Here is a 22,603-nt window from a genome sequence, read left to right as displayed (position 1 = left end):
CTTTGCTGTCTGATTGATGACGATCGGAAAGGACAGTTGATTCGATCCTGTCCGTTCCTCAGGCAATCATGAGCCCCAATAGTCGAGGCCGATATCCAGGATCGGCGCGCTGTGGGTCAGTCGGCCGACTGAAATCAGATCAACGCCGGTCGCGGCAATCGCTCGCGCTGTATCGGATGCGATCCCGCCAGAAGCCTCGGTGATAGCACGGCCGCCAACGATTGCGACGGCGCGGCGAAGATCGGCGAGGGACATGTTGTCGAGCAGAACCGCATCGGGAGCGAAGCCAAGTACCTCCTCCAACTGGGCCAGCGTATCGACCTCGACTTCGATCTTGACGAGATGACCGGCCCGTCTTCGTGCTCGCTCGAGCGCCGGGCGAACGCCGCCTGCGATGGCGATGTGGTTGTCCTTGATCAGAATTGCGTCGTCGAGGCCGAAGCGGTGATTGGATCCGCCACCTGCGCGCACGGCATATTTTTCGACTGCCCGCAATCCGGGCGTCGTCTTGCGCGTGCAGACGATCTTCGCGCCATATCCACGAACCGCAGCGACGATCGATGCCGTTGCTGTAGCGATGCCGCTCAGATGGCACAAAAAATTGAGTGCCGTCCGTTCGGCTGTGAGAATGGCCCGGGCAGGGCCAACCACTGATGCAATGACCTCTCCATCCATGACATTGCAGCCGTCTGCCCGCTCCACCGAAATTTCGACATCAGGATCAATCAAGCGGAAAGCGAGCATCGCCAGATCGAGGCCGGCGACAACTCCGGACTGGCGCGCCGCCAGCACGGTTCCCGCTTGGTGTGCCTTCGGCACGATCGCCTCCGTGGTCAAGTCGCCGGCTCTGCCAAGGTCTTCAAGAAGAGCTGCCCTTACAAGCGGCTCAAGCATGACCGTGGGAAGCGGTGAGAGCGTCATCACTTTGCCCCTTCGAGGCTTGGCGAGTGTCCGAGTTCCCGCGCAGCGGCCAAGGCGGCTTCGAGGGTGATTTCGGACCGTCGGGCGACAGTCGCATGATGAGGAAAATCTGTCCGGTAATGAGCGCCGCGGCTTTCTTGGCGCAACAAGGCGGCAACCGCGATCATCAGCCCGACAGCCGCCGCATCCGAGGCCGCGTCCTTGCTTTCGGCGAGCGGCAATAAGGCACGTGCGGCTGCTTTCAAACCTTCACCATCCCGGACGATGCCGAGTGCGCGCGACAGGAAAACACGCACCAGAATCGGAGCGGGCGATGGGTAAACGTCCGCAAACGCAGGCTTTGTTCTGCGAGCAGGCGTTCCGGCGACACTTTCAGCGACCCAGCGCGCGCACACGACGGCCTCGGTCAAGGAATTGCTGGCGAGCCTGTTGGCGCCATGCAGTCCTGTCGAAGCGACTTCGCCGCAGGCCCACAGCCCCTTGACGGACGTCCTACCGTCGCCGTCCACGGCAACGCCACCCATGTGGTAGTGTTGGGCCGGACGAATGGGGATGAGATCGCGCGCGGGATTGATGCCCGCTCCACGACAGGCTGATGCGATTGTCGGGAAGTGTCGAGCAAATTCCGGGCCAGGCCGTTGCCGCGCGTCGAGAAAAACACGGTGGCCGTTGGCAAGATGGTTCCAGACGGCGCGCGCCAAGACATCGCGAGGCGCAAGTTCCGCCCCTGGCACGCTCTGGAGAAAAGCCTGGCCGGTTTCGTCGATCAGGGCAGCACCTTCGCCGCGGACGGCCTCGCTGACCAGCACCATAGGGCGTTCCGGGCCGTCAAGCGCGGTCGGGTGGAACTGGATGAACTCGAGGTCGGCAAGGACAGCTCCAGCGCGGGCCGCAAGCGCCAGACCCTGTCCCCAACTGGCCCAAGGATTGGTGGTGTCGAGAAACAGTCCCCCGATCCCACCGGTGGCGAGGACGACCCGCCGTGAGCCGAAGAAGACAGGTCCTATCGAACCGCTCGCCCAGACGCCTCGGATCGCATTCTCTCGCACCGCCAGCCGGCGCGCTTCCACGCCCTCCACGACAACAATCGACGGTGTGGAACGCACAGCCGCGATCAGGGCACGCATGATCTCACGCCCGGTGCCGTCACCATGCGCATGAACGATGCGACGTCGGCTGTGTGCGGCCTCCAATCCGAGGCACAGTGATCCTTTCGGTGTACGGTCGAAGGGAACCCCAAAGCCCGCAAGCCCCTCTATCGCCTTTGGCGCGGCTTGGAGGATGCGGCTCGCCACGTTTCTGTCGCAGAGACCATCCCCGGCGGCAAGCGTATCGGCCAGGTGCAGTGCCGGATCGTCGTCTTCGCCGAAACTTGCAGCCAGACCACCCTGTGCCCAGGTGCTCGAATTGTCAGCTCCCAGCAGCGTCCTGGACAGAAGCAGCACCGGCTCCGGCGCCAGTTGAAGCGCGGTCATCAATCCGGCGATGCCGCCGCCGATGATGATGGGCCGCCCGAAGAAGCTGCGGACATCGGCGCTCAAATTGCCAGCATCCGTTCGACCGCAATCCGCGCGCGCCCGGCGATCCCGGGTTCGATGGTTACGATATGGTGGTTCTGCTCGAGCGCCATGCGGATGTTGGCAAGCGTGATCCGCTTCATGTGAGGGCACAAATTGCAGGGCCGGATGAACTCGACCTCTGGGTGCGCTAACGCGACGTTGTCGCTCATCGAGCACTCGGTCATCAGCATGACACGTGCCGGCCTTTGCCTTTCGACATAGTCGGACATGGCAGCGGTCGAGCCGGAAAAATCTGCTTCAGCCACGACGTCGGGCGGGCATTCGGGATGCGCGAGCACGATCACGCCGGGATGGCTTTCGCGCAAGTCGCGGATGTCGGCCGGTGTAAAGCGCTCATGCACCTCGCAATGCCCTTTCCAGGCGATGATCTGCACATCGGTCTGGGCGGCGATATTCTGGGCCAGATATTCGTCCGGCAACATGATCACCTGGGGAACGCCAAGGGATTGGACGACCGCCTTGGCGTTGCCGGATGTACAGCAGATATCCGACTCGGCTTTCACTTCGGCCGACGTGTTGACATAAGTGATGATCGGCACGCCGGGATAACGCTGGCGCATCAAGCGCACGTCTTCTGCCGTGATCGATTCCGCCAACGAACAGCCTGCCCGCAGGTCGGGAATGAGCACCGTCTTTTGCGGATTGAGCAGCTTGGCCGTTTCGGCCATGAAATGTACGCCGGCCAGCACGATGACTTGCGCCTCGATCGTCGCAGCCGTGCGGGCCAGTGCCAAGCTGTCGCCGACGATGTCGGCCACGCAATGGAAGATCTCGGGCGTCTGATAGTTGTGCGCCAGGATGATGGCGTTGCGCTCGCGCTTCAGTGCAAGGATCGCCTCGATATCCTCGACGAAAGCCGGCCATTCGATCGGCGGGATCACTCGTCGGACGCGCTCGTACAGAAACGCGGCCGTAGGCAGCATGGCGCTCATCGACCCCTCCAGCTTATACTCTAGTTGAAAATAACCAGCATATACTTGCTGTGAGTATAAGCGATGTCAACCCCGCGCCAGCGGCAATTTTGTCCCGGCGATGACCCTCTCGTCGAGAACGGCGTGGCGGAACCGGTAAAGCTTCGCTGGCCGGCCGCCGGTCTCCGCGGTTGCCTCTCCGGTCTCTTCGACCAGCTCCTGCTGCTCGATCAGCCGGCGAAAGTTCGGCTTACGCACGAGCCTGCCGGCAAGCGCCTCCACGGTTCGCTGCAGCTGCAAAAGCGTGAAGACCGGCGGCATCAGCTCAAAGACGACCGGCCGGTATTTGATCTTGGAGCGCAGCCGCGCAATGCCGGTCGCCACGATGCGGCGATGATCGGCGACCATAGACTTGCTGGGCACCAGCGGAGGCAGCGTCGCGTCCCGTCCGCTTCCGGCCTCTTGGACCAGGCCTGCTTCGTAGACTAACTCATAGCGTTGAAGCGTGAGTTCCTCGTTCCAAAGGCGGTCGTCGAAGCCGAAGGCTATCGTCGCCCGCTGCCAGCGTTCACGTCGCGCGGCCGCGTCGCTGACGCCGTCTGCCCATTCAATCAGGCGCGGTCGCAGAACGTCCAGCACGACCGGAGGCGTGCCGGAGCGGTGGTCCTCCCATGGAAAATATTCATACCAGCTCTGCCAGCCGCACTTGGGCGAGCCAGCTGCCTGTTCCTTGCGGGTCAATGCGAGATAGCTGATGGAGATGACGCGCTGCTGGCGCTCGGCGCCGATGCGATCCCGATCCGCGAAGGTGTAGAGTTGCTCAATATACCCCAGCGGATGGCCGGTCTGCTGCTCGACCCACCCCCTCAAACCGGATTGCAGCGATCGGTGCTCAAGCGCAAATGGTCCGGAGGGCAGGGTGTCCGCCTGGCCGATGGTGAGGACACAGGGTTCACTGTCGTTTACGGCGACGACAAAGGCGATCAGGTCCACTTTGACTTCGTCGGCCTTGACGGCGGCTCTGTCTTTCCTGGGTCCTTTTGCCTGATCGTCCATGTTCGCGAAAGTGGTTGGCCAGCTCGGGGGCGCCTGAATCGATTTAAGTGTAAGCGCGCCTGTCCGCACGTCAACACCGCACAGCTGCACGGCCATTTTTAGCTCTTCGCACTTGCACAAAAATGTGGCAAACGCGACACCCGCGGTTGGTAACGTTGGGGAAGGAGGGTCCATTGAGTGCGTTTGGTGACACCAAGGCGATCACACCGCCGGATATTCGTTCGCGCAAAGGTGGGACGCCGCTCGTCTGCCTTACCGCCTACACGACGCCAGTCGCCCGGCTTGTCGATCCCCATTGCGATGTGGTGCTGGTCGGCGACAGCGTCGGCATGGTTCTCCACGGCCTGCCCTCGACGCTCGGTGTGACGCTGGAGATGATGATCACGCACGGCCAGGCCGTGCGCCGTGGCCTCGAGCAGGCGCTGATGGTCGTCGACCTGCCGTTCGGTTCCTTCGAGGAAAGCCCCGAGCAGGCTTTCCGCAATGCCGCGCGCGTCATGGCCGAGACCGGCTGCGCGGCCGTCAAGCTCGAAGGCGGCGAAACGATGGCAGAGACGATCGGCTTCCTCGCCGCGCGCGGCGTGCCGGTCATGGCCCATGTCGGCTTGACGCCGCAGGCGATCAACACCATCGGTGGCTACCGCGTGCAGGGCAGAGGCGGGGATGCCGAGCGCATCAGGCGCGACGCGCTTGCGGTGAGCGAAGCGGGCGCCTTTGCGGTCGTGCTGGAGAAGGTTCCCGAGGCGCTCGCCCGCCGGATCACCGGGGAGGTGGCGACCCCGACCATTGGGATCGGTGCCTCGGCAGCCTGTGACGGCCAGATTCTCGTCGTCGACGACATGCTGGGCCTCTTCGGCGACTTCCGGCCCAAATTCGTCAAGCGCTATGCTGAACTGGGGGAGGCCGCTGCGGCTGCGATCGCGGCCTATGCGCGGGAAGTGCAGGAGCGCCAGTTTCCGGCCGCCGAGCACGTGTTTGCCGATGCGCCCAAGCCCGCCGACGGGGACGCCACCAAGAGCGGAGAAGCAGCGTGAGCGTGCCGATTGTCAGGAGCGTTGCCCAGCTTAGCCAAATCGTCGCCGCATGGCGCCGCGAGGGCGTGAGGATTGCCGTGGTGCCAACGATGGGCGTCCTGCATGAGGGCCATCTCAGCCTGGTGCGCGCGGCACTCGAGAAGGCCGACCGGGTGATCGTGACGCTCTTTGTCAACCCGAAGCAATTCAACAGCCAGGCCGATCTCGCCGCGTATCCGAGCACCGAGGACGAGGATGCCGCCAAGCTGGCACCGCTTGGCGCGCACCTGCTTTATACGCCGGACGCAGAGGAGATGTATCCGGCGGCCTTCGCCACGACCGTTTCGGTGTCCGGTGTCAGCGAGGGCCTGTGCGGTGCCTTCCGGCCGGGACATTTCGATGGCGTGGCGACCGTCGTCGCCAAGCTCTTCCTGCAGACCAGCGCTGACTTCGGCTTCTTTGGCGAAAAGGACTTTCAACAGCTTCAGTTAGTCAGGCGTATGGCCCGGGACCTGGATATTCCAATCACCATTGTTCCTTGTCCGACAGTCCGCGAAGCCGACGGTCTTGCACTATCATCGCGCAATGTCCGGCTCTCGCCAGCAGAGCGTGCTGTTGCCCCCGAGCTACCATCGGTCTTGCTCGAGACGGCTGAGCGGCTTGCCCGCGGCTCGCCCGTCCTGCCAACGCTTGCCGAAGCGCGCGCAGCAATTCTGGCTGCAGGCTATCGCGAGGTCGAATACCTAGAACTTCGCGACGAGGCAGATCTGCGACCCATGACAAGCCTTGACCAACCGGCACGCTTGCTTGTCGCGGCCTGGCTCGGCGGCACACGGCTCATAGACAACGTCAGAATATCACGGGTTTCACCAGATTAACGGGGTCCTCGGCACGCCCTGTATCGGTCCGGGATTGTTTAAAACAAGGTCTCTGCCTGGCATCGAGCGATCACGGAGGTTACGCAAAGCTCAAATGCATCGCGTGTTTGAGAACTTCGTCGAGCAACTGTCTGCAAGTGTTGATGCTGCCGATCTCCGTGAGGCAATGGCATCCGCTGCAGCCGGCTTCGATTTTCCGCTATTCGCCTATTTCACTTACCCGTCGGCCTCCGGCGACGCCCCGCAATTGATCTCAAATTATCCATCATCCTGGACATCACGTTATCTGCAACAGCGGTACCACAGTCTTGATCCGGTCATCCTGCGCGGGCTGCAAGGCTGGGATACCTTCGATTGGGGTGTGGATCGCGCTCGGCACTGTCTGCCGAATTCGCAGCAACAAATTCTGGAGAGTGCGGCTGAGTTTGGCATCCGCGGCGGCCTGACGATGTCCATGCATGATCATCGCGGCCGGTTTGCTGCCCTGACCTTTGCTTCCGACGAGTCCCGTCCGCCTCTGTTGCGGTCACTGACACGTTACGAAAAAGCATTGCAGCTGGTGGCCATCAACTTTCATATCCATGTCCGGCGCAGGCTCGCCGACGATCGCGTGGTGGATGGTGTAACGCTCACCCCGCGGGAGTTCGAGTGCCTGAAATGGGCGGCGCGCGGCAAGTCGGCTTGGGTTATCAGCCAGCTTCTCGGCGTCTCAAAGCGCACCGTGACCTTTCATCTGGAAAACGCCAAGGCAAAGCTTGGCGTTCGAACGATCAACTAGGCCGTTGCACGACTGGTTGCCTCCGGCCAGGCGAGATCCTGATTCTTCTGCCACGATAGCTGTAAACCTCTACAGGCTGCATCGTTGCCAGCTTTGCCCTTCGATGGCGGGAACACATCCCGCACGGAGGCGACCATGATGCAGCTGATAACACCAGACCTTTACAACGAGTTCGCAAGCGAGCTCAAAGAGATGCACGGGCTCAGGTTTCGGGTGTTCAAGGAAAGGCTCGATTGGGAAGTTGATACCGAAGACCAGATGGAAACAGACCGGTTTGATGGTCTGAAGCCTGTCTATCTGCTCCTCAAGGGATCCGACTGGCGAATTCGCGGTTGCGTGCGTCTTGTGCCCAGCACCGGACCCACAATGTTGCGCGACACGTTCCCGGTGCTGCTGGGTGCTGACGTCATGCCCTCGACTGCCGACATATGGGAGAGCAGTCGTTTCGCGCTCGATCTCCCTCCGTCGGCGCCCAAGGCAGCGGGCGGGCTGGCCCAGGCAACCTACGAGCTCTTCGCGGGCATGATCGAGTTCGGCTTGGCCAAGGATCTGACCCGGATAGTAACGGTGACGGATACGCGCATGGAACGGATCCTTCGCCTCGCGACGTGGCCATTGTCGCGCATCGGACAACCCAAGTCCGTCGGCAAAACGGAGGCGGTGGCCGGGTTTCTCGAGATTTCCCGCGCGAGCCTTTTGCGCATCCGCAGCAGGGGACGTCTGAGCGGACCGGTACTGTGGCAACCGGTTCTAGGCCCGTCGGCATTGTGGACACCTGAGCCGTGAAGGATGCTGGTCTCCCCAAGGAAGCGACGGTCGGTCTTGAATGCTGGCCGGACTGGCGTCGTCACGAAGCTTACCACTACGCCAGACGATTGCCACGCACTGCCTGGGCCTGGGAGTTTCTTCGGCGCAATCCACAATTTCAGCGCGACCACGCCAAAATGGCACCGTCCGCCTGCATTGTCGGAGCCCAGGCCGACATGAAGATAATCGAGTTGACGACAGGATCATCTTTCCTAAGACAATGGAGCCTCCTTTTTCGCGGACGCGCCACAGTCGGACGCTACGTCGGCAAGGGTCTTTTGGGATCCGCGCGACTGCGCCCGTATTCTACGAGCGGCCGCGGAGCCGGTTGGGCTCGACCACGATTTTGAACCGCTTGATCTCCCTTCGCTCTCATGCTGCAAGGACATCCTGCTGACACCTGCCGGCGTGCAGCACGTGCTGCTGAGGGAGGACTGCCGGAGTCTGCAGATCGCCCTTTCCGGTGCATCCGTTCTCCGCCCGTTGCGGCTATATGTCGACGCGATCGTGCAGCCGCAGCACCTGAAGTTCCATGTCGCTGCCCTTCAGTTCCTGAACGACATCAATGGTTGCGGCCGCCTGGCAGCTGCTTGCTTTCCGCCGGAACCCCGCGGAGCGCGTCTGCGTATCGTGCTCCAGGCTTTGGATGGCTCGCTTGCGGGAGCATCTCATCAGGAGATCGCCATTGCCCTGTTCGGGAGACGCCGTGTCGAAGAAGATTGGTCTCATCCAGGTAGCCATCTTCGCGATCAGGTGCGTCGCGCCATCCAACGTGGCCGCTACCTGATGGGCGGCGGCTATAGACAGTTCCTGATGTAATTCGGGTGACAGCTTGGTGATTGTCTTATTCGAAAACGCGCAGGCATCAATCTCCATTTCTCACTGCTATTGTGCCTTATACAAAACGTGACACGCGCCTAGCTAGCTGAACCCTTCTAACCCTATCGGAGAGGGCGCCGCGCGGACTGGCTCGGCCACATAACCACCGACGGGAGTTCCCCACCGTGGCTCCGCCCCCGGCGCTGTGCCGCACGTTGGTTCGAGACCGCTATGATGGTGAAACCTCTCGCCCGATGGTCCACAAGAAGGGGCCATCTCATGCACGATCTCGGCCATGACCACCGGTGGCTTCTTGCCGGCAGCACTCAGGCGACTATAACGGGCGCAGAGCCGACCCTGCGGCTTCCAGACATTCGTGTACAGCTTCAGACCCTCAAGCCGAGCCCGCAGGGCCTCGCTTACCTTTTACGGGGCGGCGGTACGTCCAAGCCGCTTCAACAGTTAAGAATTTCGCAAAGACGATACCCCCGGATCGTCGAGCTTCCGCTGCCACTTCCCGCATTCGCCGAGGCGGTCAATGACCCGCCCTTCACAATAGTTATCCGGCAAGCATCTGGATGCGAGAGATAATGTTGCCGGAGGCATCTCTCATGGCTTCTACACCTGCCTGAACGCCAGAACCGCGTTCGTGCCGCCAAAGGCGAAGGAGTTGCTCAGTGCCACGCGCACCTTGCGCTCGCGTGCCACATTGGGCGTGACGTCGAGATCGCAATCGGGGTCCAGCTCACGATAATTGGCAGTCGGCGGCACGACGCTCTCGCGGATAGCCATCACGCAGGCGATCAACTCGAGCGCGCCGGACGCGCCGAGGCAATGCGCGTGCATGGACTTGGTAGAAGAAATGGACATTGAGAAGGCGTGCTGACCGAAGACGCGCTTGATCGCCGCCGTCTCGATCTGGTCGTTGGCCTTGGTGCCGGTGCCGTGCGCGTTGAGATAGTCGACATCCTCGGCGTCCAGCCTGGCATCGGCAAGGCAGGCCCGCATTGCTGCCTCCGGCCCCTCGACAGTCGGCGCGACGATGTCGGACGCATCGGCGGAAAGGCCGGCACCGGCAATTTCGGCAAGGATGGTGGCGCCCCGAGCCAGGGCATGCTCGTAGCTTTCCAGCACCGCCATGCCGGCGCCTTCACCAAGCGACAGGCCCTGGCGATCGGCCGAGAATGGCCGGCAAGTATCGGGCGAAAGCACGCGGATCGCTTCCCATGCCTTCAGCACACCCCATATGAGCGGCGCTTCGCTGCCGCCGGCAAGCATCACGTCGGCCCGGCCGAGCCTGATCTGGTCCACCGCGCAGGCAATCGCATGGTTTGCCGAGGAACAGGCGGACGTGACGCCGAAGACCGGCCCGCACAGGCCGAGACTCATGCTGACCTGGCCGGCAGCGGCACCCGGCATCGCCTTGGGTACAGTCAAGAGAGCGGCACGCTTACCGCCCAGAAGGATGGCGCGGTAGGTTTGCTCGATCGCATCCCACCCGCAGCCGCCAACGCCCACCGTCGCACCGAAGCGATAGCTATTTCCCTCTTTGGAGGAAAGTCCGGCCTGACGCATGGCTTCGCGCGCCGCAAGCACAGCGAGCAGGCTGAAGCGGTCCATGGAGATGAGTTGCTTGCCGTCGATGTCATGCTCCGGCAGCGCCTTGATCTCGGCACCGATCCTGACCCTCAATTCATGGAGCTCGGAGTTGACGATTGGGCCGATGGCGGAGCGGCCTTCTCGCATCTCTCTCCAAATGGCGGCGGCGTTGGTCCCAAGCCCGCAAATCCCGCCAATCCCAGTAATCACGACGCGCCTGTCCATTCACACCCCCTTAGCGAGCAAGCTGCGCACGGCTTCCACCATGTCCCCAACATTCTGGAGATCCGACCATGCCTCGGCCGTATTCATCTCGATCTCGATGCCGTAGGCCTGCTCCAGGTCCCAGAGAACGTCCGCCAATCCCAGTGAATCGATACCGAGCGAAGTCAGTCGCGTGGCAGCCGTTATCTCGCCGCCCGTGGCAGGCGCTATGCCGCCCTCCGACGCGGCGCGCTTCTTGATCATGGCGATTATTTCGTTGGCGAGTTGATCTGCCATCTTGTTCCTTTCCAGCTTGCGTTTTCGGCGTCGTTCAAAACCCGAGTCGCGTCGCGTTGCCAAAATTGCCCCTCATAGAGCCTGTGCGACCGACCAAGCCCAATGCCCATAGGAACCGGACGAGTTCCGGCTTCTGCGGCGTCAGCCCGATGAGGAAGAAAAGTCGCCGGCCTCCCGCTTTTGCGCCAGCACATCAAGAATCTGCGTGTAAATGGATAGGAACCGTCGTCAAACGTCAGCTAAACGCTGCGACGGTGGGTGCTGTCAGCGTATTCACTCGGCACCTCATATGTAATCGAGATGTTTCATAGCTCCGGACCATTGCGATCAACTATTGTACCGGTCCACCATTCGTCGGAGAGTTCGACATGATCGGAGCGCTGCCTCTCATTCCCAGTACAATCTCCACCGCACGCGACAGATTTCCTCTTTCGGGCTCTTCTCAAGGGACTCGCCACGCGATAGAGGCAGTGATCGGCGCACGTTAGGTCCTGCCAAGTCCATGCGACATTCCGGAAAATTGGTAAAATCGTTTGTTTCAATCAAATGCATCCACGCTATTGATAGCTAAGACATGCGTTTCAAGGGCTCGATCTGAATCTTCTCGTCGTTCTCAACGCGCTGCTGAGCGAGCGCGGCCTCACGGCGGCGGCACGCCGCATCAACCTAACCAAATTCATTGGGGGTTGGTGGATGTGGCGCAAGCCGTTGAAGTGACGTAGGATTTGGTTGCTTAAGCCGATCCGAACCATTTCCCGGAGACCACACCCACCATGAACGATCTTGCGCTGCCGCTGAGCGGTTTGTCATCAGTCGGCGGCAAGTCCGTCGTCGCCCGTTTCGACGGCGGCATGCTGTCGTCCAACAGCGGCGTTCTGGCCTTGGCCGAGGTGGAAAAGCGGTTGCGGGTGGCCGAGCGTCTGGCGCGTTGCATCGACGATCCGCGCTGCCCGGACCAGGTCGTCTACAGCCTGGCGGACATGATCGGCTTTCGCATGAAGATGATCGCCGCCGGCTACGAGGACGGCAACGACGCCAACCGGCTGCGCCGCGATCCGGTCTTCAAGATGGCCCAGGATGCGCTGCCGTTGGGTCGGGATCTGGCGTCGCAATCGACGCTGTGCCGGCTGGAGAACCTACCCGGCGTGCGGGAGCTGGTCGCGATGGGACGGGCGATGGTCGATCTCTATTGCGCCTCGTTCCGGCAGGTGCCGAAGCGGATCGTACTCGACATTGACGACACCTTCGACGCTGTGCACGGAGGCCAACAGCTTCGCCTGTTCAATGCCCACCATGACGAGTACGGCTTCCAGCCGATCGTCGTGTTCGATGGTGCGGGACGGTTCGTCAGCGCGATCCTGCGACCGGCCAAGCGGCCGAGTGGGGCTGAGATCCGCCCCCACCTGCGCCGTCTGGTGCGGGCGATCCGGATCAACTGGCCGAACATTCGAATCCTGCTCCGCGGCGATAGCCATTATTGCAACCCGCAGGGCATCGACTGGTGCCGCGCCAACGACGTCGACTTCATCTTTGGCCTCGCGCCCACCACGACCCTGCGCAAGCATGTCGCGGATCTGGAGGCCAGCACGACGGCGCGCTTCGAAGCGTCGGCCAAGACAGGCAAGGTCCGCAGGTTCAAGGAGTTCGTTGACGGCGCCGCTAGTTGGAGCCGCGTCGGGCGCATCATGGCGCGGGTCGAGGTCGGCGCCCAAGGTGGCGATATCCGCTTCGTCGTCACCAACCTTGCCGGTGGGAAGGCCAAGGCGCTCTACGAGGATGTCTACTGCCGGCGCGGCGCGGCCGAGAACCACATCAAGTCGTGGAAGACGCATCTTGCCGCCGACCGCACATCCTGCACCAGAGCGACGGCCAACTAGTTCCGGCTATTCCTGCATGCCGGTGCTTACTGGTTGATGTGGGGCTTGCGGGCCGCGATGCCGAGGCGCTCGAGCTTTGCCGTCGCCCAATTCGACACGCTGCGATTGCGCCTCATCAAAATCGCTGCGCGGGTGGTCGAGATGAAATCGCAAATCCGCCTGCACCTGCCGACATCGTGCCCCGACCAGCGCATCCTGCGCATCCTCCTCGATCGCATCCCCCAACTCGCGACATAACGATGGGGGCAGACGCCCCGAAACGAACCCGTCGACCGCAACCTGCAAACCCCCGCCTGCCATCACGACGGAGCAATCCCGGCGCCTGACGAGGCGCGTGGAAAAGCACCGCAACGGCGACCACAACGTCGCTTCAGGCCGTCAAAAGCTTATCGCCGTGCATCAAGGCGGCTAGTTCTTCCGCTGCGGGAATCGGGTTTGAGTAAGACGGACGAAGCACTGAGAACCAACGCTTTCGTGATAGTGCATTCATGCCCCGAGAATCCTGTTGACCGTTACGAACCCCAAGAAAGCCGGCGCTGAGTGAAACGGTCGCTGAACGTGCTCTGTGGCGTGCGCCGCCTGACTCTCGGTTTCGGCCATGCCGACTAAGAGCGTATTGATAGGCCATCGCGGGCTAAGCTCTACCGGCGAAAGCCGCGTCAACAGCGGCAGGCAATCAGAAACTGGATCGGCGGCGACGATGATTATGATCAACGTGACGAACACGTGAATCATGCCGACGGCGCCGACGCTGCCGATGATGATGATGCCGATCATGCGTCGCTGATGCTGCCTAACTACAGTGCTTGTGATCATGCCGATCACCGCGTGATCACGAGCGGCGGCGCTTCGTGTCAGGTGCGTAGCCGGGATGGTCGCGCATGGCCGATTGTTTCCTTCGTGCCGCGGGGTGTGGGCTTGCGTTCGGTCATGAAGGAGTCAGGCGCAACGAGAAGTTTAGATCAGGGGCTCATCCATGGGCTGGATGATAGTTATCCCTACAATCAATTGTACCAATATTACCGAATACTACTACAAGATCCCCAATGAAAGCGGCCGGATGGGTATCCGTCTCGCGTGGGCTGAAGCTGCCGGCAACAATGGGAAGACGAACATGTGCGGGATTGTTGGCATCGTTGGGCAACAGCCGGTGTCGGATCGGTTGGTCGACGCATTGAAGCGTTTGGAATATCGCGGCTATGATTCCGCCGGCGTTGCGACGATCACCGAAGGTGCCTTGCACCGCCGGCGCGCCGAGGGCAAGCTCGTCAATCTAGAGAGGAGACTGAAGGAAGAGCCGCTGAGCGGCAACATCGGCATCGGCCATACGCGTTGGGCAACCCATGGGGCCTCGACGGAACGCAATGCGCACCCGCACTTTACCGACGGTGTCGCCGTCGTCCATAACGGGATCATCGAGAATTTCACCGAGCTGAAGGACGAATTGGCGGCGGCTGGCGCCGAGTTCCAGACCGACACCGACACCGAGGTCGTCGCGCATCTCTTGGCAAGACACCGCCGGGAGGGCATGAGGCGGCAAGAGGCGATGCGTGCCATGCTGAAACGCGTCAGGGGCGCCTATGCGCTTGCCGTCCTCTTCGAAGATGATCCGTCGACCATCATGGCGGCGCGCAACGGACCACCGCTGGCGATCGGTCACGGCGACGGCGAGATGTTCCTGGGCTCCGACGCGATCGCGCTCGCTCCCTTCACCAATGAAATTACCTATCTCATCGAGGGCGACTGGGCCGTTGTCGGCAATTCGGGCGCCCATATCTTCGATTTCGACGGCCACCCCGTCGAGCGTCCGCGCCATACCTCCACGGCCGCGGCCGATCTGGCCAGCAAGGGCAATCATCGCCACTTCATGGAGAAGGAAATCTGCGAGCAGCCCGAAGTCATCGCCCATGCTCTCCGTCACTATAGCAACATCATAGAGAATCGCGCCGACATGGTTTCTGGCATCGATTTCGCCAGGATCCCGAGCTTGGCGATCTCGGCCTGCGGGACCGCCTATCTCGCCGGACTGATCGGAAAATACTGGTTCGAGCGCTACGCGCGCCTGACGGTTGAAATCGACGTTGCGTCCGAATTCCGTTACCGCGAGATCCCGTTGTCGCCGCAGTCGGCGGCTCTTTTCATTTCGCAGTCCGGCGAAACCGCCGATACGCTCGCATCGTTGAGGTACTGCAAGGAGCGTGGGCTGAAAATTGGCGCTATCGTCAATGCCTGCGAATCGACCATCGCTCGGGAGGCCGATGCGGTCTTCCCGATCCTTGCCGGACCGGAGATCGGCGTCGCCTCCACCAAGGCGTTTACCTGCCAGCTTGCCGTTCTAGCCGCACTCGCCATCGGCGCCGCCAGAGCCCGCGGGACCGTAACCGAAGACGAGCTGCAGGCGCTCGTCAGGAGCCTCGCCGAAGTGCCGCGCGTCATGGGCCAGGTACTCAACAGCATCCAGCCGGAGATCGAGTTCCTGTCGCGCGAACTGTCAAAGTGTCGTGACGTCCTGTATCTCGGCCGTGGCACCAGTTTCCCGCTAGCGATGGAAGGTGCGCTGAAGCTCAAGGAGATTTCCTACATCCATGCCGAGGGCTATGCGGCGGGTGAATTGAAGCACGGTCCGATCGCATTGATAGACGACAACATGCCAGTGATCGTCATCGCGCCCCATGATCGCTTTTTCGACAAGACCGTCTCCAACATGCAGGAAGTGGCTGCCCGTGGAGGGCGGATTATCCTCATCACCGATGAAAAAGGGGCAGCCGCATCGAAACTCGACACTATGCACACGCTCGTGCTGCCGGCTGTCGACGAGATTATCGCGCCGATGATCTTCTCGCTGCCGATACAGCTTCTTGCCTACCACACGGCGCTCTTCATGGGCACAGATGTAGACCAGCCGCGCAATCTCGCAAAATCGGTCACGGTCGAATGATTGCGAACCTTTATAGGTGGCGATGCTCGTCCATCGAAAGCGCTACCCCCTGTCTGGATCCGAAGCCCGGATGAACCAGATGACCATTGTTTGCTGCAATTTCGGGAAACTCGCCGTCGCCGCATCATGACAATCGCCATCCTTTTTTCGGCCGGTCGGGCGATTGCACAGGGCAGCCGGATCGAGCTTGCTCAAGCCGACGTCAGCACAAAAGCGCGCGGCCCTTTCGGCTGTTTCCTCGGGCGCCCCATCCTTTCGGTCTCCGAACAAGCATCGGCGGCTTAAAAAATTTCGTTAACAGCGGTGATCGATGTGTGATTCAAGCACAAGCGCGTCTTTCGCTGCATCGGCGGTGGAAATTAGGTATCAGCGTCCGCGAGGCTGGGTGGACGGTGCCGCGAATAGCCACTGGAGGCGTCAGGGGGAGTTCGAGTTGCTGTTCAAGAAAGCCATCGGCGAGAGTGAGTCGTGTAGGATCGCAGGTCGAATGCGCTACAGCCGATCAGGCCATCTCAGGGTGGGCAGGTTCTTAGAACTTGATCAGAAGCAGGTGAGCCGCCATATTCCGACCCGGCTGCCAATTTCAAGTGGCCCATTCCATGGATGAGGCCGGTCCGGCCGAATGGACGTCCATTTTTTTGATTTGCTGGGTGTGCGCCAGGGTCGGGGAGGAAATCTCCCGATTTGTCAGGCGCTCCCATCTTCTTGGAGATGTTTATGAAGGATTCGCGCATTCCCGAGCCAGTCTTGACGGCTATGTCGCAGGGGACCCACATCATCCGCGCTTATCGTGAGCACCTTGGGTATTCAATCGAGGACCTCGCGGTGGCGTGCGGGCTTGCCGCTGAGGAAATCCAAAACATCGAGCGGGGTGTGAGGTACAACAAGGGCTATCGGGATCGGATAGCAAGATCGCTGTCCATACCTGTGGGAATTCTTGAGGCAGAGGCGGACATATCGGACGCCGCCTGATCAGTCGGATAATCTGCAATGGGTGGAAGACCGCTCTTGTGATGTGAAGTTTGCGGCTGATAGTCGTCGCTTGATTCCGTTGGACGCGAATGCCTTCTGGCGCAGTACCGCCAAGAGAATTCTCGTCCACTGTCCGATGGAACTGCACACGGGCTCGCCGAACAGGAAGTTGGAACGCTTCGTCATGCTGTCTTAGGCGATATAGCCGCCCGGAGTGCTGCGACACGTGCACGATAGCATCGGCTCGCGACGATGGATTGCTAACAGCGAACTCATGCTGGTCGGCAAGGCGATACTGGCTGGAGCATCAACTCGGCCGACGAGAGTGGCCCCCCATCCTAGACTAGGCAGGATCGGCCGACATGGCCGGCATCGCGCGCCGCTCTGAAAAGAGCACAGGGGGCATCCAGACGCTGCCGGGTTGACTATGGGTGTCGGAACAGCAAAAAGGGGCCGCTCTTCATGAGTGGCGTGCGCCGGCAGTCTAACCCCAAGCCCCCCGCCAGGCTGCCGGCGCGCTTCTAGGAACATCGAGGTAGGGCACTACGCTTCCTTGTCCGACTACGCCTCGATCAGATCCCGAGCAGCCAGCCAGTGTCCGACCGTCGCTTGCGCCTCTGCCCGCTGAGCCTTGTGCTTCCTCCAGCGAGTCCAGCCGATCACCATGGGTGTCGCCAGTTCTGGTGCTCACCCATGTGCCATTTGCGATCTGGTGTCGGTGAGAGCACCGCAAGCACCTCCCCTGCTACGGCAAGGCGGCTTGCGTCGCCCGTGTTGTTACTATTCTTCGCTGTGATCGGATTTTCGTGGCTTCGGAATCGGGACATTCGGCTTTGCAAAAAAATAGGCCGTCGTGGTCGATCGTCACGCCCCCGAGTTCGGCGGCACGATGGAATGACAACGGCAGCGCAAGCTCCATTTGCGCGAGGGGCTCGTCCCTTCAAATACTTGATGCATTTGCGCTTTGCGTCCTCCGTGCATGTTGCTCGATGCCAGGCGGAGACCTCTGTCTAAACGATCGCGCATCGATGCAACGCCCGCGCGTTGATCGCCATCATCGCGGCGATCGCTTTGCCGCGACCGCCGCGGCAGCGATGCGCATGCAAAAATTCACAGATGCATTCTAGCCAAATGCTAGCTGCCCAGCAAATGTCCGGCATTTCGCAAGGCCCCTAGGAAGAGACTGGCATGGCCGTTGGCATCGATCTTGGCCTGCATCGACAGGGGCATGCTGTGCCAGTTCTCCAAGGGCGTAGTGAAATGTGAGAACGTACCGTTGACGATGCACTGATGGGTAACAAGACCCTGTCTGTCCAACGCCAGCACGCCGATCTGGTCGCCCTGATATCGGATGGCTGCGACCCGCTGGACCTCCGCGTCACCGTCGACCCGCACGTCGAAAAGCAGGATGCCGCGGCTCCTGGTGGCTACCTCGGCGGCCTTTTCAGCGAAGCTTAAGGAGAGCGAGCGGACGCTTTCGACCGCCAGCCGTAAAACCATCAAATCCAGTTCATCCACTGCCATAAGGTACCTGCGCGCAACACATGGGTGATAGCAATCGACCACACCGCTTGTTCACAGATGTCGGCTCACGACCGATCATTCAGGGTTTGCCGGTCAGTCCATTGACCGAGGGCGTGCTCCGGTTCGAACCGATCCTGAAGCGGAATGCGCTGGAACTACGGAACCCGAGGAGCAGGCCAGCCAAAGTTGCCGCGACAATTGATGTCGTGATCATTCCAGACATCTGCATCGGCGTCGCTGAACATCCCACTGGTAAGTCCGTTCTCTTGCGGCAAGCCCATCCTCGGGCCGTCTTGTACCTGAAACCCTCGCGCTGGCGTCCCTCGAAGCTCGGGACCGCCGGGCGCTTGATCGTCGAGAACTTTGTTTACGAAGGTCCGGACCTCCTGCAGAGCATATTCCGGTGCGCTCGCCTTTGAGCATTCCGCTGAAGCGTGACGTTTCGCTAGTCCGTGTTCCTTGCAGGCTCACCGCGAGGGCGCCTTGCACACAGCGGCACGCCAGCGCATGAAACTCGTCCCCCGTTCACTTCACAAAATGGATTTCCTGAAGTACTGGGAGCGCAGAGAAATCTCCGGTCGCAGCCTACCCGGTTAAAACAAGGACCCAAAAATGAAGACTCTCGTCGTCTGCTCCGGCGGATTGGACTCCGTTACCCTTGCTCACAAGGTGGCAGCGGAGCACGAACTCGCCGGCCTCCTATCTTTCGATTACGGCCAACGGCATAGGAAGGAATTGGGCTTCGCCGCCCTTTGCGCGGAGCGACTGAGCATCCCGCACCGCATCATCGACATCCACGAGATCGGCGGCGGCCTTTCCGGCTCCGCGCTGACCGATAATGTGGACGTGCCCGACGGGCACTACGCCGAAGACACGATGAAGGTCACGGTAGTGCCGAACCGGAACGCCATCATGTTGGCCATTGCCTTCGGCTTCGCCGCAGCACACGGCGCTGAGGCGGTGGCGACGGCCGTGCATGGTGGGGATCATTTCATTTATCCCGACTGCCGTCCGGCCTTCATCGACGCTTTCCAGATGATGCAGGACCACGCGCTCGACGGCTACGCGGAGATTCGCATTTATGCACCCTATGTGAATCTCACGAAGGCGGACATTGTTAGGAATGGAGCAGCATACGGCACGCCGTTTGCGCAGACCTGGTCCTGCTACAAGGGCGCCGAGCGTCACTGCGGGAGGTGCGGGACCTGCGTCGAGCGGCGCGAGGCGTTTCATCTCTCTGGGCAGCCGGACCCCACCGACTACGAGGACTCCGACTTCTGGCTCGATGCGCTGCGAAGGAGGACCGCGTAATGTTCCGCATCACCAAGGAATTCCACTTCTCAGCCTCGCATCAGCTCACCTCGTTGCCACCCGATCACCAATGCGCGCGCCTGCACGGGCATAACTACATCGTTGAAGTGGAGCTTTCAGCGAATGGACTGAACGACAACGGCTTCGTGCGCGACTATCACGATTTGGCGCCATTCAAACGCTACATCGACGAGAGCTTCGACCATCGACATCTCAACGACGTGCTGGGACATGAGCAAGTCACGGCGGAATATCTGGCCAGACATTTTTATGAATGGTGCAAGGCACGCCTGCGCGAAACCTCGGCCGTGCGGGTGAGCGAAACGCCGAAAACCTGGGCGGAATACCGGCCATGACCGATACGCATCCCGCAATCCGCGTGAGTGAGATTTTCGGGCCGACGATCCAGGGCGAGGGCGTGCTCATCGGTTTGCCGACGGTCTTCGTCAGAACCGGCGGGTGTGACTATCGCTGTTCCTGGTGCGACAGCCTGCATGCGGTGGACAATCAATTCCGCCATGAATGGGAGATGATGTCCATTGGCGCGGTGTGGCAAAACGTGCTTGCGCTTTCCGGTGGCCGCCCGCTGATGGTATCGCTGTCAGGCGGCAATCCGGCCATCCAGCCGCTCGGCGCGCTCATCGAGCGAGGCCATGGTGAAGGTTACCGTTTTGCGCTGGAAACCCAAGGTTCGGTGGCCAGGGACTGGTTTGCCGACCTTGACGTGCTAGTCCTCAGCCCAAAGCCGCCGTCAAGCCAAATGACGACCGATTGGGCCGCTTTCGAGGCGTGCCTCCAGGCGGCACAAGGCAGGCCGCAAGTCGTGCTCAAGCTCATTGTTTTCGACGAAAGTGACTACGCCTACGCGAAAGACGCCGCTGCGAGATTTCCGCGGCTTCCGATCTATCTGCAACCCGGCAATCACACGCCGCCACGCCCCGCAAATGAAGACGCGCCTGTCGACCTTGACGGAATATTGAAGCGCATGGAGTGGCTGGTTGATAGCGTGACCTGCGACAGGTGGTTCGAAGCCCGTGTGCTGCCGCAGCTGCACGTTATGCTCTGGGGTAACAAGAGAGCTGTGTAGCCTAGGCCCGCTTTTCACTGAAACTGTGCCGACGAATATTCGGGTGGACGGGTTGTCCACGCTTGACGGCGCTGCCGGGGTGCTTGCGGACTTCTGCCACCGGCACCAAGAGCGTGGCCAGCCGCTTACGATTAGGATTGTTGCCGAGGCTCGGTTTCGACGGGCGTCGGCCTGGCGGGAACCAATCAAAGGTTAGCGCGAGCCACGGGTGGAATAGTATGGTGTTGCGATCCGGCGGCGCCTGCTGCAGCTGGCACGGTCCTTGCGGATTCTCGTTGCAAGGCCGAAGGGAGCTGTCGGCCGACAACCATGATCTGGCCAGGACGATTGTCGACTGCTTCCGATACAGAAAAGAGGCCGGACTCGACGTGGCGCTTCAGGGACTGCGAAATGGAATACGGCGCCGGAAGGCACGACCGGACGATATCGTCGCTATGCCAAGACGCGTCTGGTCCGCTCCGAATCCTGTCTTGACACGACGGTCGCCGGTCAACAGTGAAAAACGTAGCGCAATCGGTTCACGATCGACTGAGAACCATGACCGTTCCTCTGCGGTGCTCAGACTGCCGCTGAGTGCCTGGCCGTTCCAATTTCTAAATATTTGTCGAACTTTGCCGCGATGCTCCTGACAAAGGGCCGGCTTTCCGCAGGCACGACGAAGCGGTCACCATCAAGTTCAAGCAACCGCGCAGGATCCTGGAGGGCCGTGGAACTCGCCTTGAGGAGAAGTCTTTGGCCGGCTTCGCCAAAGCGCTCCACCAGCTCAATCGCCGAGAAGGCGAAGTCACACATCAATCGCTCGATGATCCAGCCGCGAACGCGGTCGTCTTCGGAAAGCGCAATGCCGCGGACCGCAGCCAGCCCGCCGTCTTCGACCATGCGCCCATACTCGGCGGTCGAAGGCATGTTCTGTGCATAGCCCTGGCGAAACTGGCTGATGGACGATGGGCCGAGGCCGATCAAGGTCTCGTAGCGGTCCTCGGTGTAGCCTTGGAAGTTCCGGTGCAGTGTTCCGGCGCGGGCGGCAAGCGCGAGGGCATCGCCCGGCTTGGCGAAATGGTCGAGCCCGATTGCTTCGTATCCCTGGTCCATGATCGCCCGCGCCGCCAGTTGCGATTGGGCAAACCGCTCCGCCGGACCCGGCAGCCATGCCTCGTCGATCATCGTCTGATGTTTCTTGAACCACGGCACATGGGCGTAGCCAAAAAGCGCGATCCGATCCGGTTCCAGGGTCAGTGCCTGTGCAACCGTGGAGGCGACGCTCTCCCTGGTCTGATGCGGCAGGCCGTAGAGCAGATCGAAATTGACGGATTCGACGCCGCGCGAACGAACGCCATCAACAACCGTCTTGGTCTGCAAAAAGCTCTGCTCGCGGTTGATCGCTTTCTGCACTTTCGGGTCGAAATCCTGGACGCCGAGGCTCGCACGGGTCATGCCGATTTCGGCAAGTGCATCGAGGCGGGCATCGTCCATATCGTTGGGTTCGATCTCAACGCTGATCTTTGCACCGGGCAGAAACGTGAAGCTGTTGCGCAGGACGGTTCCCAGCGCCACCAGATCCTCCGGTTTGAGCATCGTTGGCGAACCGCCGCCGAAATGGACGGCACGCACGCGGCCCTTGCCTGCGACAAGACTGGAGACGGTGGCGATCTCGGCATCCAGTGAGCGCAGATATGTGGTCACTGGTTCGTAGTGGCGTGTCTGCTTGGTATGGCAAGCGCAGAACCAGCAAAGCTTGTCGCAATACGGGATGTGCAGATAGAGCGAGATCTCATCGCCATCGTTGAGCGCCTGCAGCCAGCCACGACAAATTGCAGCATCAATGCCTGTATGAAAATGCGGCGCTGTCGGATAACTGGTATAGCGCGGGACGTTCTCGCCAAGTCTGGCAGCTAGCTCCAGTCGCATGTCGTGGTCCACCGTGTTTGCGTCGCCGGAACTGTGGATGCTTGGATGAGCCTAAGCCCTGATTTCGATCAACCTTCAGCACGGACAAACTGCCGCAAGGATTTTTCTACCGTCGATTGCTAT

The 22,603-nt window shown here is 61.0% G+C and carries 20 protein-coding genes and 2 pseudogenes; 13 read left to right on the top strand and 9 right to left on the bottom strand.

The annotated features are described in order from the left end of the window. Positions 1-66 precede the first annotated feature (66 nt). The 4 genes from nadC to NKI22_RS28150 all read right to left on the bottom strand — a co-directional run bounded on the left by nadC (position 67) and on the right by NKI22_RS28150 (position 4,468). Positions 67-921, bottom strand: coding sequence for a carboxylating nicotinate-nucleotide diphosphorylase (nadC, locus tag NKI22_RS28165; RefSeq protein WP_352458523.1), 855 nt, complete (start codon positions 919-921; stop codon positions 67-69). Beyond that, positions 921-2,462: an L-aspartate oxidase gene (locus tag NKI22_RS28160; protein ID WP_352959278.1), complete on the bottom strand. Its 1,542-nt coding sequence runs from the start codon at positions 2,460-2,462 to the stop codon at positions 921-923. The genes nadC and NKI22_RS28160 overlap by 1 nt, the downstream gene beginning before the upstream one ends. Beyond that, positions 2,459-3,433 carry a quinolinate synthase NadA gene (nadA, locus tag NKI22_RS28155; protein ID WP_352959276.1) on the bottom strand — a complete coding sequence of 325 codons (975 nt, stop codon included), beginning with the start codon at positions 3,431-3,433 and terminating at the stop codon, positions 2,459-2,461. The genes NKI22_RS28160 and nadA overlap by 4 nt, the downstream gene beginning before the upstream one ends. 66 nt (positions 3,434-3,499) lie before the next feature. Further along, the gene (locus NKI22_RS28150; protein ID WP_352959300.1) at positions 3,500-4,468 is read right to left on the bottom strand and encodes an NUDIX hydrolase; all 969 of its coding nucleotides are present in this window, start codon (positions 4,466-4,468) and stop codon (positions 3,500-3,502) included. A 173-nt stretch (positions 4,469-4,641) separates the two neighbouring features. Here NKI22_RS28150 and panB point away from each other — a divergent pair, with 173 nt between their 5' ends. From panB to NKI22_RS28115, 7 genes and pseudogenes are all read left to right on the top strand, one after another. Continuing rightward, entirely contained in the window at positions 4,642-5,502 is an 861-nt protein-coding gene (panB, locus tag NKI22_RS28145; protein ID WP_352959274.1) for a 3-methyl-2-oxobutanoate hydroxymethyltransferase, read from the top strand. Beyond that, the gene (panC, locus tag NKI22_RS28140) at positions 5,499-6,359 is read left to right on the top strand and encodes a pantoate--beta-alanine ligase (RefSeq protein WP_352959272.1); all 861 of its coding nucleotides are present in this window, start codon (positions 5,499-5,501) and stop codon (positions 6,357-6,359) included. Before panB ends, panC begins: the two co-directional genes overlap by 4 nt. Before the next feature lie 94 nt (positions 6,360-6,453). After that, complete coding sequence (locus NKI22_RS28135; protein ID WP_352959270.1) at positions 6,454-7,137, top strand: LuxR family transcriptional regulator; 684 nt, start codon at positions 6,454-6,456, stop codon at positions 7,135-7,137. Between the two features lie 135 nt (positions 7,138-7,272). Continuing rightward, positions 7,273-7,923 (top strand): acyl-homoserine-lactone synthase, encoded by a 651-nt coding sequence (locus NKI22_RS28130; protein WP_352959268.1) that lies wholly within the window; start codon positions 7,273-7,275, stop codon positions 7,921-7,923. Then, complete coding sequence (locus tag NKI22_RS28125; protein ID WP_352959266.1) at positions 7,920-8,294, top strand: transcriptional regulator domain-containing protein; 375 nt, start codon at positions 7,920-7,922, stop codon at positions 8,292-8,294. Before NKI22_RS28130 ends, NKI22_RS28125 begins: the two co-directional genes overlap by 4 nt. A 58-nt stretch (positions 8,295-8,352) precedes the next feature. Then, positions 8,353-8,763, top strand: coding sequence for a DNA -binding domain-containing protein (locus NKI22_RS28120; RefSeq protein ID WP_084643024.1), 411 nt, complete (start codon positions 8,353-8,355; stop codon positions 8,761-8,763). A gap of 467 nt (positions 8,764-9,230) precedes the next feature. Further along, positions 9,231-9,395: pseudogene (locus NKI22_RS28115) on the top strand (LysR family transcriptional regulator); the annotation flags it as partial. On the opposite strand, the gene NKI22_RS28110 reads toward NKI22_RS28115, so the two are convergent. Together NKI22_RS28110 and NKI22_RS28105 are read right to left on the bottom strand one after the other, a co-directional pair. Beyond that, positions 9,382-10,587, bottom strand: coding sequence for a beta-ketoacyl-[acyl-carrier-protein] synthase family protein (locus NKI22_RS28110; RefSeq protein WP_352959264.1), 1,206 nt, complete (start codon positions 10,585-10,587; stop codon positions 9,382-9,384). The pseudogene NKI22_RS28115 and the gene NKI22_RS28110 overlap by 14 nt on opposite strands. Beyond that, positions 10,588-10,863 carry an acyl carrier protein gene (locus NKI22_RS28105; protein WP_352595639.1) on the bottom strand — a complete coding sequence of 92 codons (276 nt, stop codon included), beginning with the start codon at positions 10,861-10,863 and terminating at the stop codon, positions 10,588-10,590. Positions 10,864-11,636: 773 nt separating this feature from the next. Here NKI22_RS28105 and NKI22_RS28100 point away from each other — a divergent pair. Then, positions 11,637-12,977: pseudogene (locus NKI22_RS28100) on the top strand (IS1380 family transposase). A gap of 249 nt (positions 12,978-13,226) precedes the next feature. Here NKI22_RS28100 and NKI22_RS28095 read toward each other — a convergent pair. After that, entirely contained in the window at positions 13,227-13,517 is a 291-nt protein-coding gene (locus tag NKI22_RS28095) for a hypothetical protein (protein WP_352572085.1), read from the bottom strand. A 337-nt stretch (positions 13,518-13,854) separates the two neighbouring features. Between NKI22_RS28095 and glmS the strand changes: the two genes are divergently transcribed. Next, positions 13,855-15,678 carry a glutamine--fructose-6-phosphate transaminase (isomerizing) gene (gene glmS, locus NKI22_RS28090; RefSeq protein ID WP_023679615.1) on the top strand — a complete coding sequence of 608 codons (1,824 nt, stop codon included), beginning with the start codon at positions 13,855-13,857 and terminating at the stop codon, positions 15,676-15,678. A 717-nt stretch (positions 15,679-16,395) separates the two neighbouring features. Continuing rightward, the gene (locus tag NKI22_RS28085; protein ID WP_031212627.1) at positions 16,396-16,650 is read left to right on the top strand and encodes a helix-turn-helix domain-containing protein; all 255 of its coding nucleotides are present in this window, start codon (positions 16,396-16,398) and stop codon (positions 16,648-16,650) included. A 1,134-nt stretch (positions 16,651-17,784) separates the two neighbouring features. Here the strand turns inward: NKI22_RS28085 and NKI22_RS28080 are convergent. Further along, positions 17,785-18,174 carry a hypothetical protein gene (locus NKI22_RS28080; RefSeq protein WP_023679620.1) on the bottom strand — a complete coding sequence of 130 codons (390 nt, stop codon included), beginning with the start codon at positions 18,172-18,174 and terminating at the stop codon, positions 17,785-17,787. A gap of 612 nt (positions 18,175-18,786) precedes the next feature. Between NKI22_RS28080 and queC the strand changes: the two genes are divergently transcribed. The 3 genes from queC to queE are packed head-to-tail and all read left to right on the top strand — an operon-like array spanning position 18,787 to position 20,572. Next, the gene (gene queC / locus NKI22_RS28075; RefSeq protein WP_352959261.1) at positions 18,787-19,485 is read left to right on the top strand and encodes a 7-cyano-7-deazaguanine synthase QueC; all 699 of its coding nucleotides are present in this window, start codon (positions 18,787-18,789) and stop codon (positions 19,483-19,485) included. Beyond that, positions 19,485-19,841 carry a 6-carboxytetrahydropterin synthase QueD gene (queD, locus tag NKI22_RS28070; RefSeq protein WP_023722053.1) on the top strand — a complete coding sequence of 119 codons (357 nt, stop codon included), beginning with the start codon at positions 19,485-19,487 and terminating at the stop codon, positions 19,839-19,841. The genes queC and queD overlap by 1 nt, the downstream gene beginning before the upstream one ends. Beyond that, complete coding sequence (gene queE, locus NKI22_RS28065; RefSeq protein WP_352959259.1) at positions 19,838-20,572, top strand: 7-carboxy-7-deazaguanine synthase QueE; 735 nt, start codon at positions 19,838-19,840, stop codon at positions 20,570-20,572. Before queD ends, queE begins: the two co-directional genes overlap by 4 nt. Before the next feature lie 558 nt (positions 20,573-21,130). Here queE and hemN read toward each other — a convergent pair. Then, positions 21,131-22,480 carry an oxygen-independent coproporphyrinogen III oxidase gene (gene hemN / locus NKI22_RS28060; protein ID WP_352959257.1) on the bottom strand — a complete coding sequence of 450 codons (1,350 nt, stop codon included), beginning with the start codon at positions 22,478-22,480 and terminating at the stop codon, positions 21,131-21,133. Positions 22,481-22,603: the final 123 nt, after the last annotated feature.

The organism is Mesorhizobium sp. M0778 (assembly GCF_040320105.1).
Taxonomy (GTDB): domain Bacteria; phylum Pseudomonadota; class Alphaproteobacteria; order Rhizobiales; family Rhizobiaceae; genus Mesorhizobium.
Note: the sequence above shows the minus strand (reverse complement) of the source record. Positions and strands in the feature narration are given on the sequence as shown.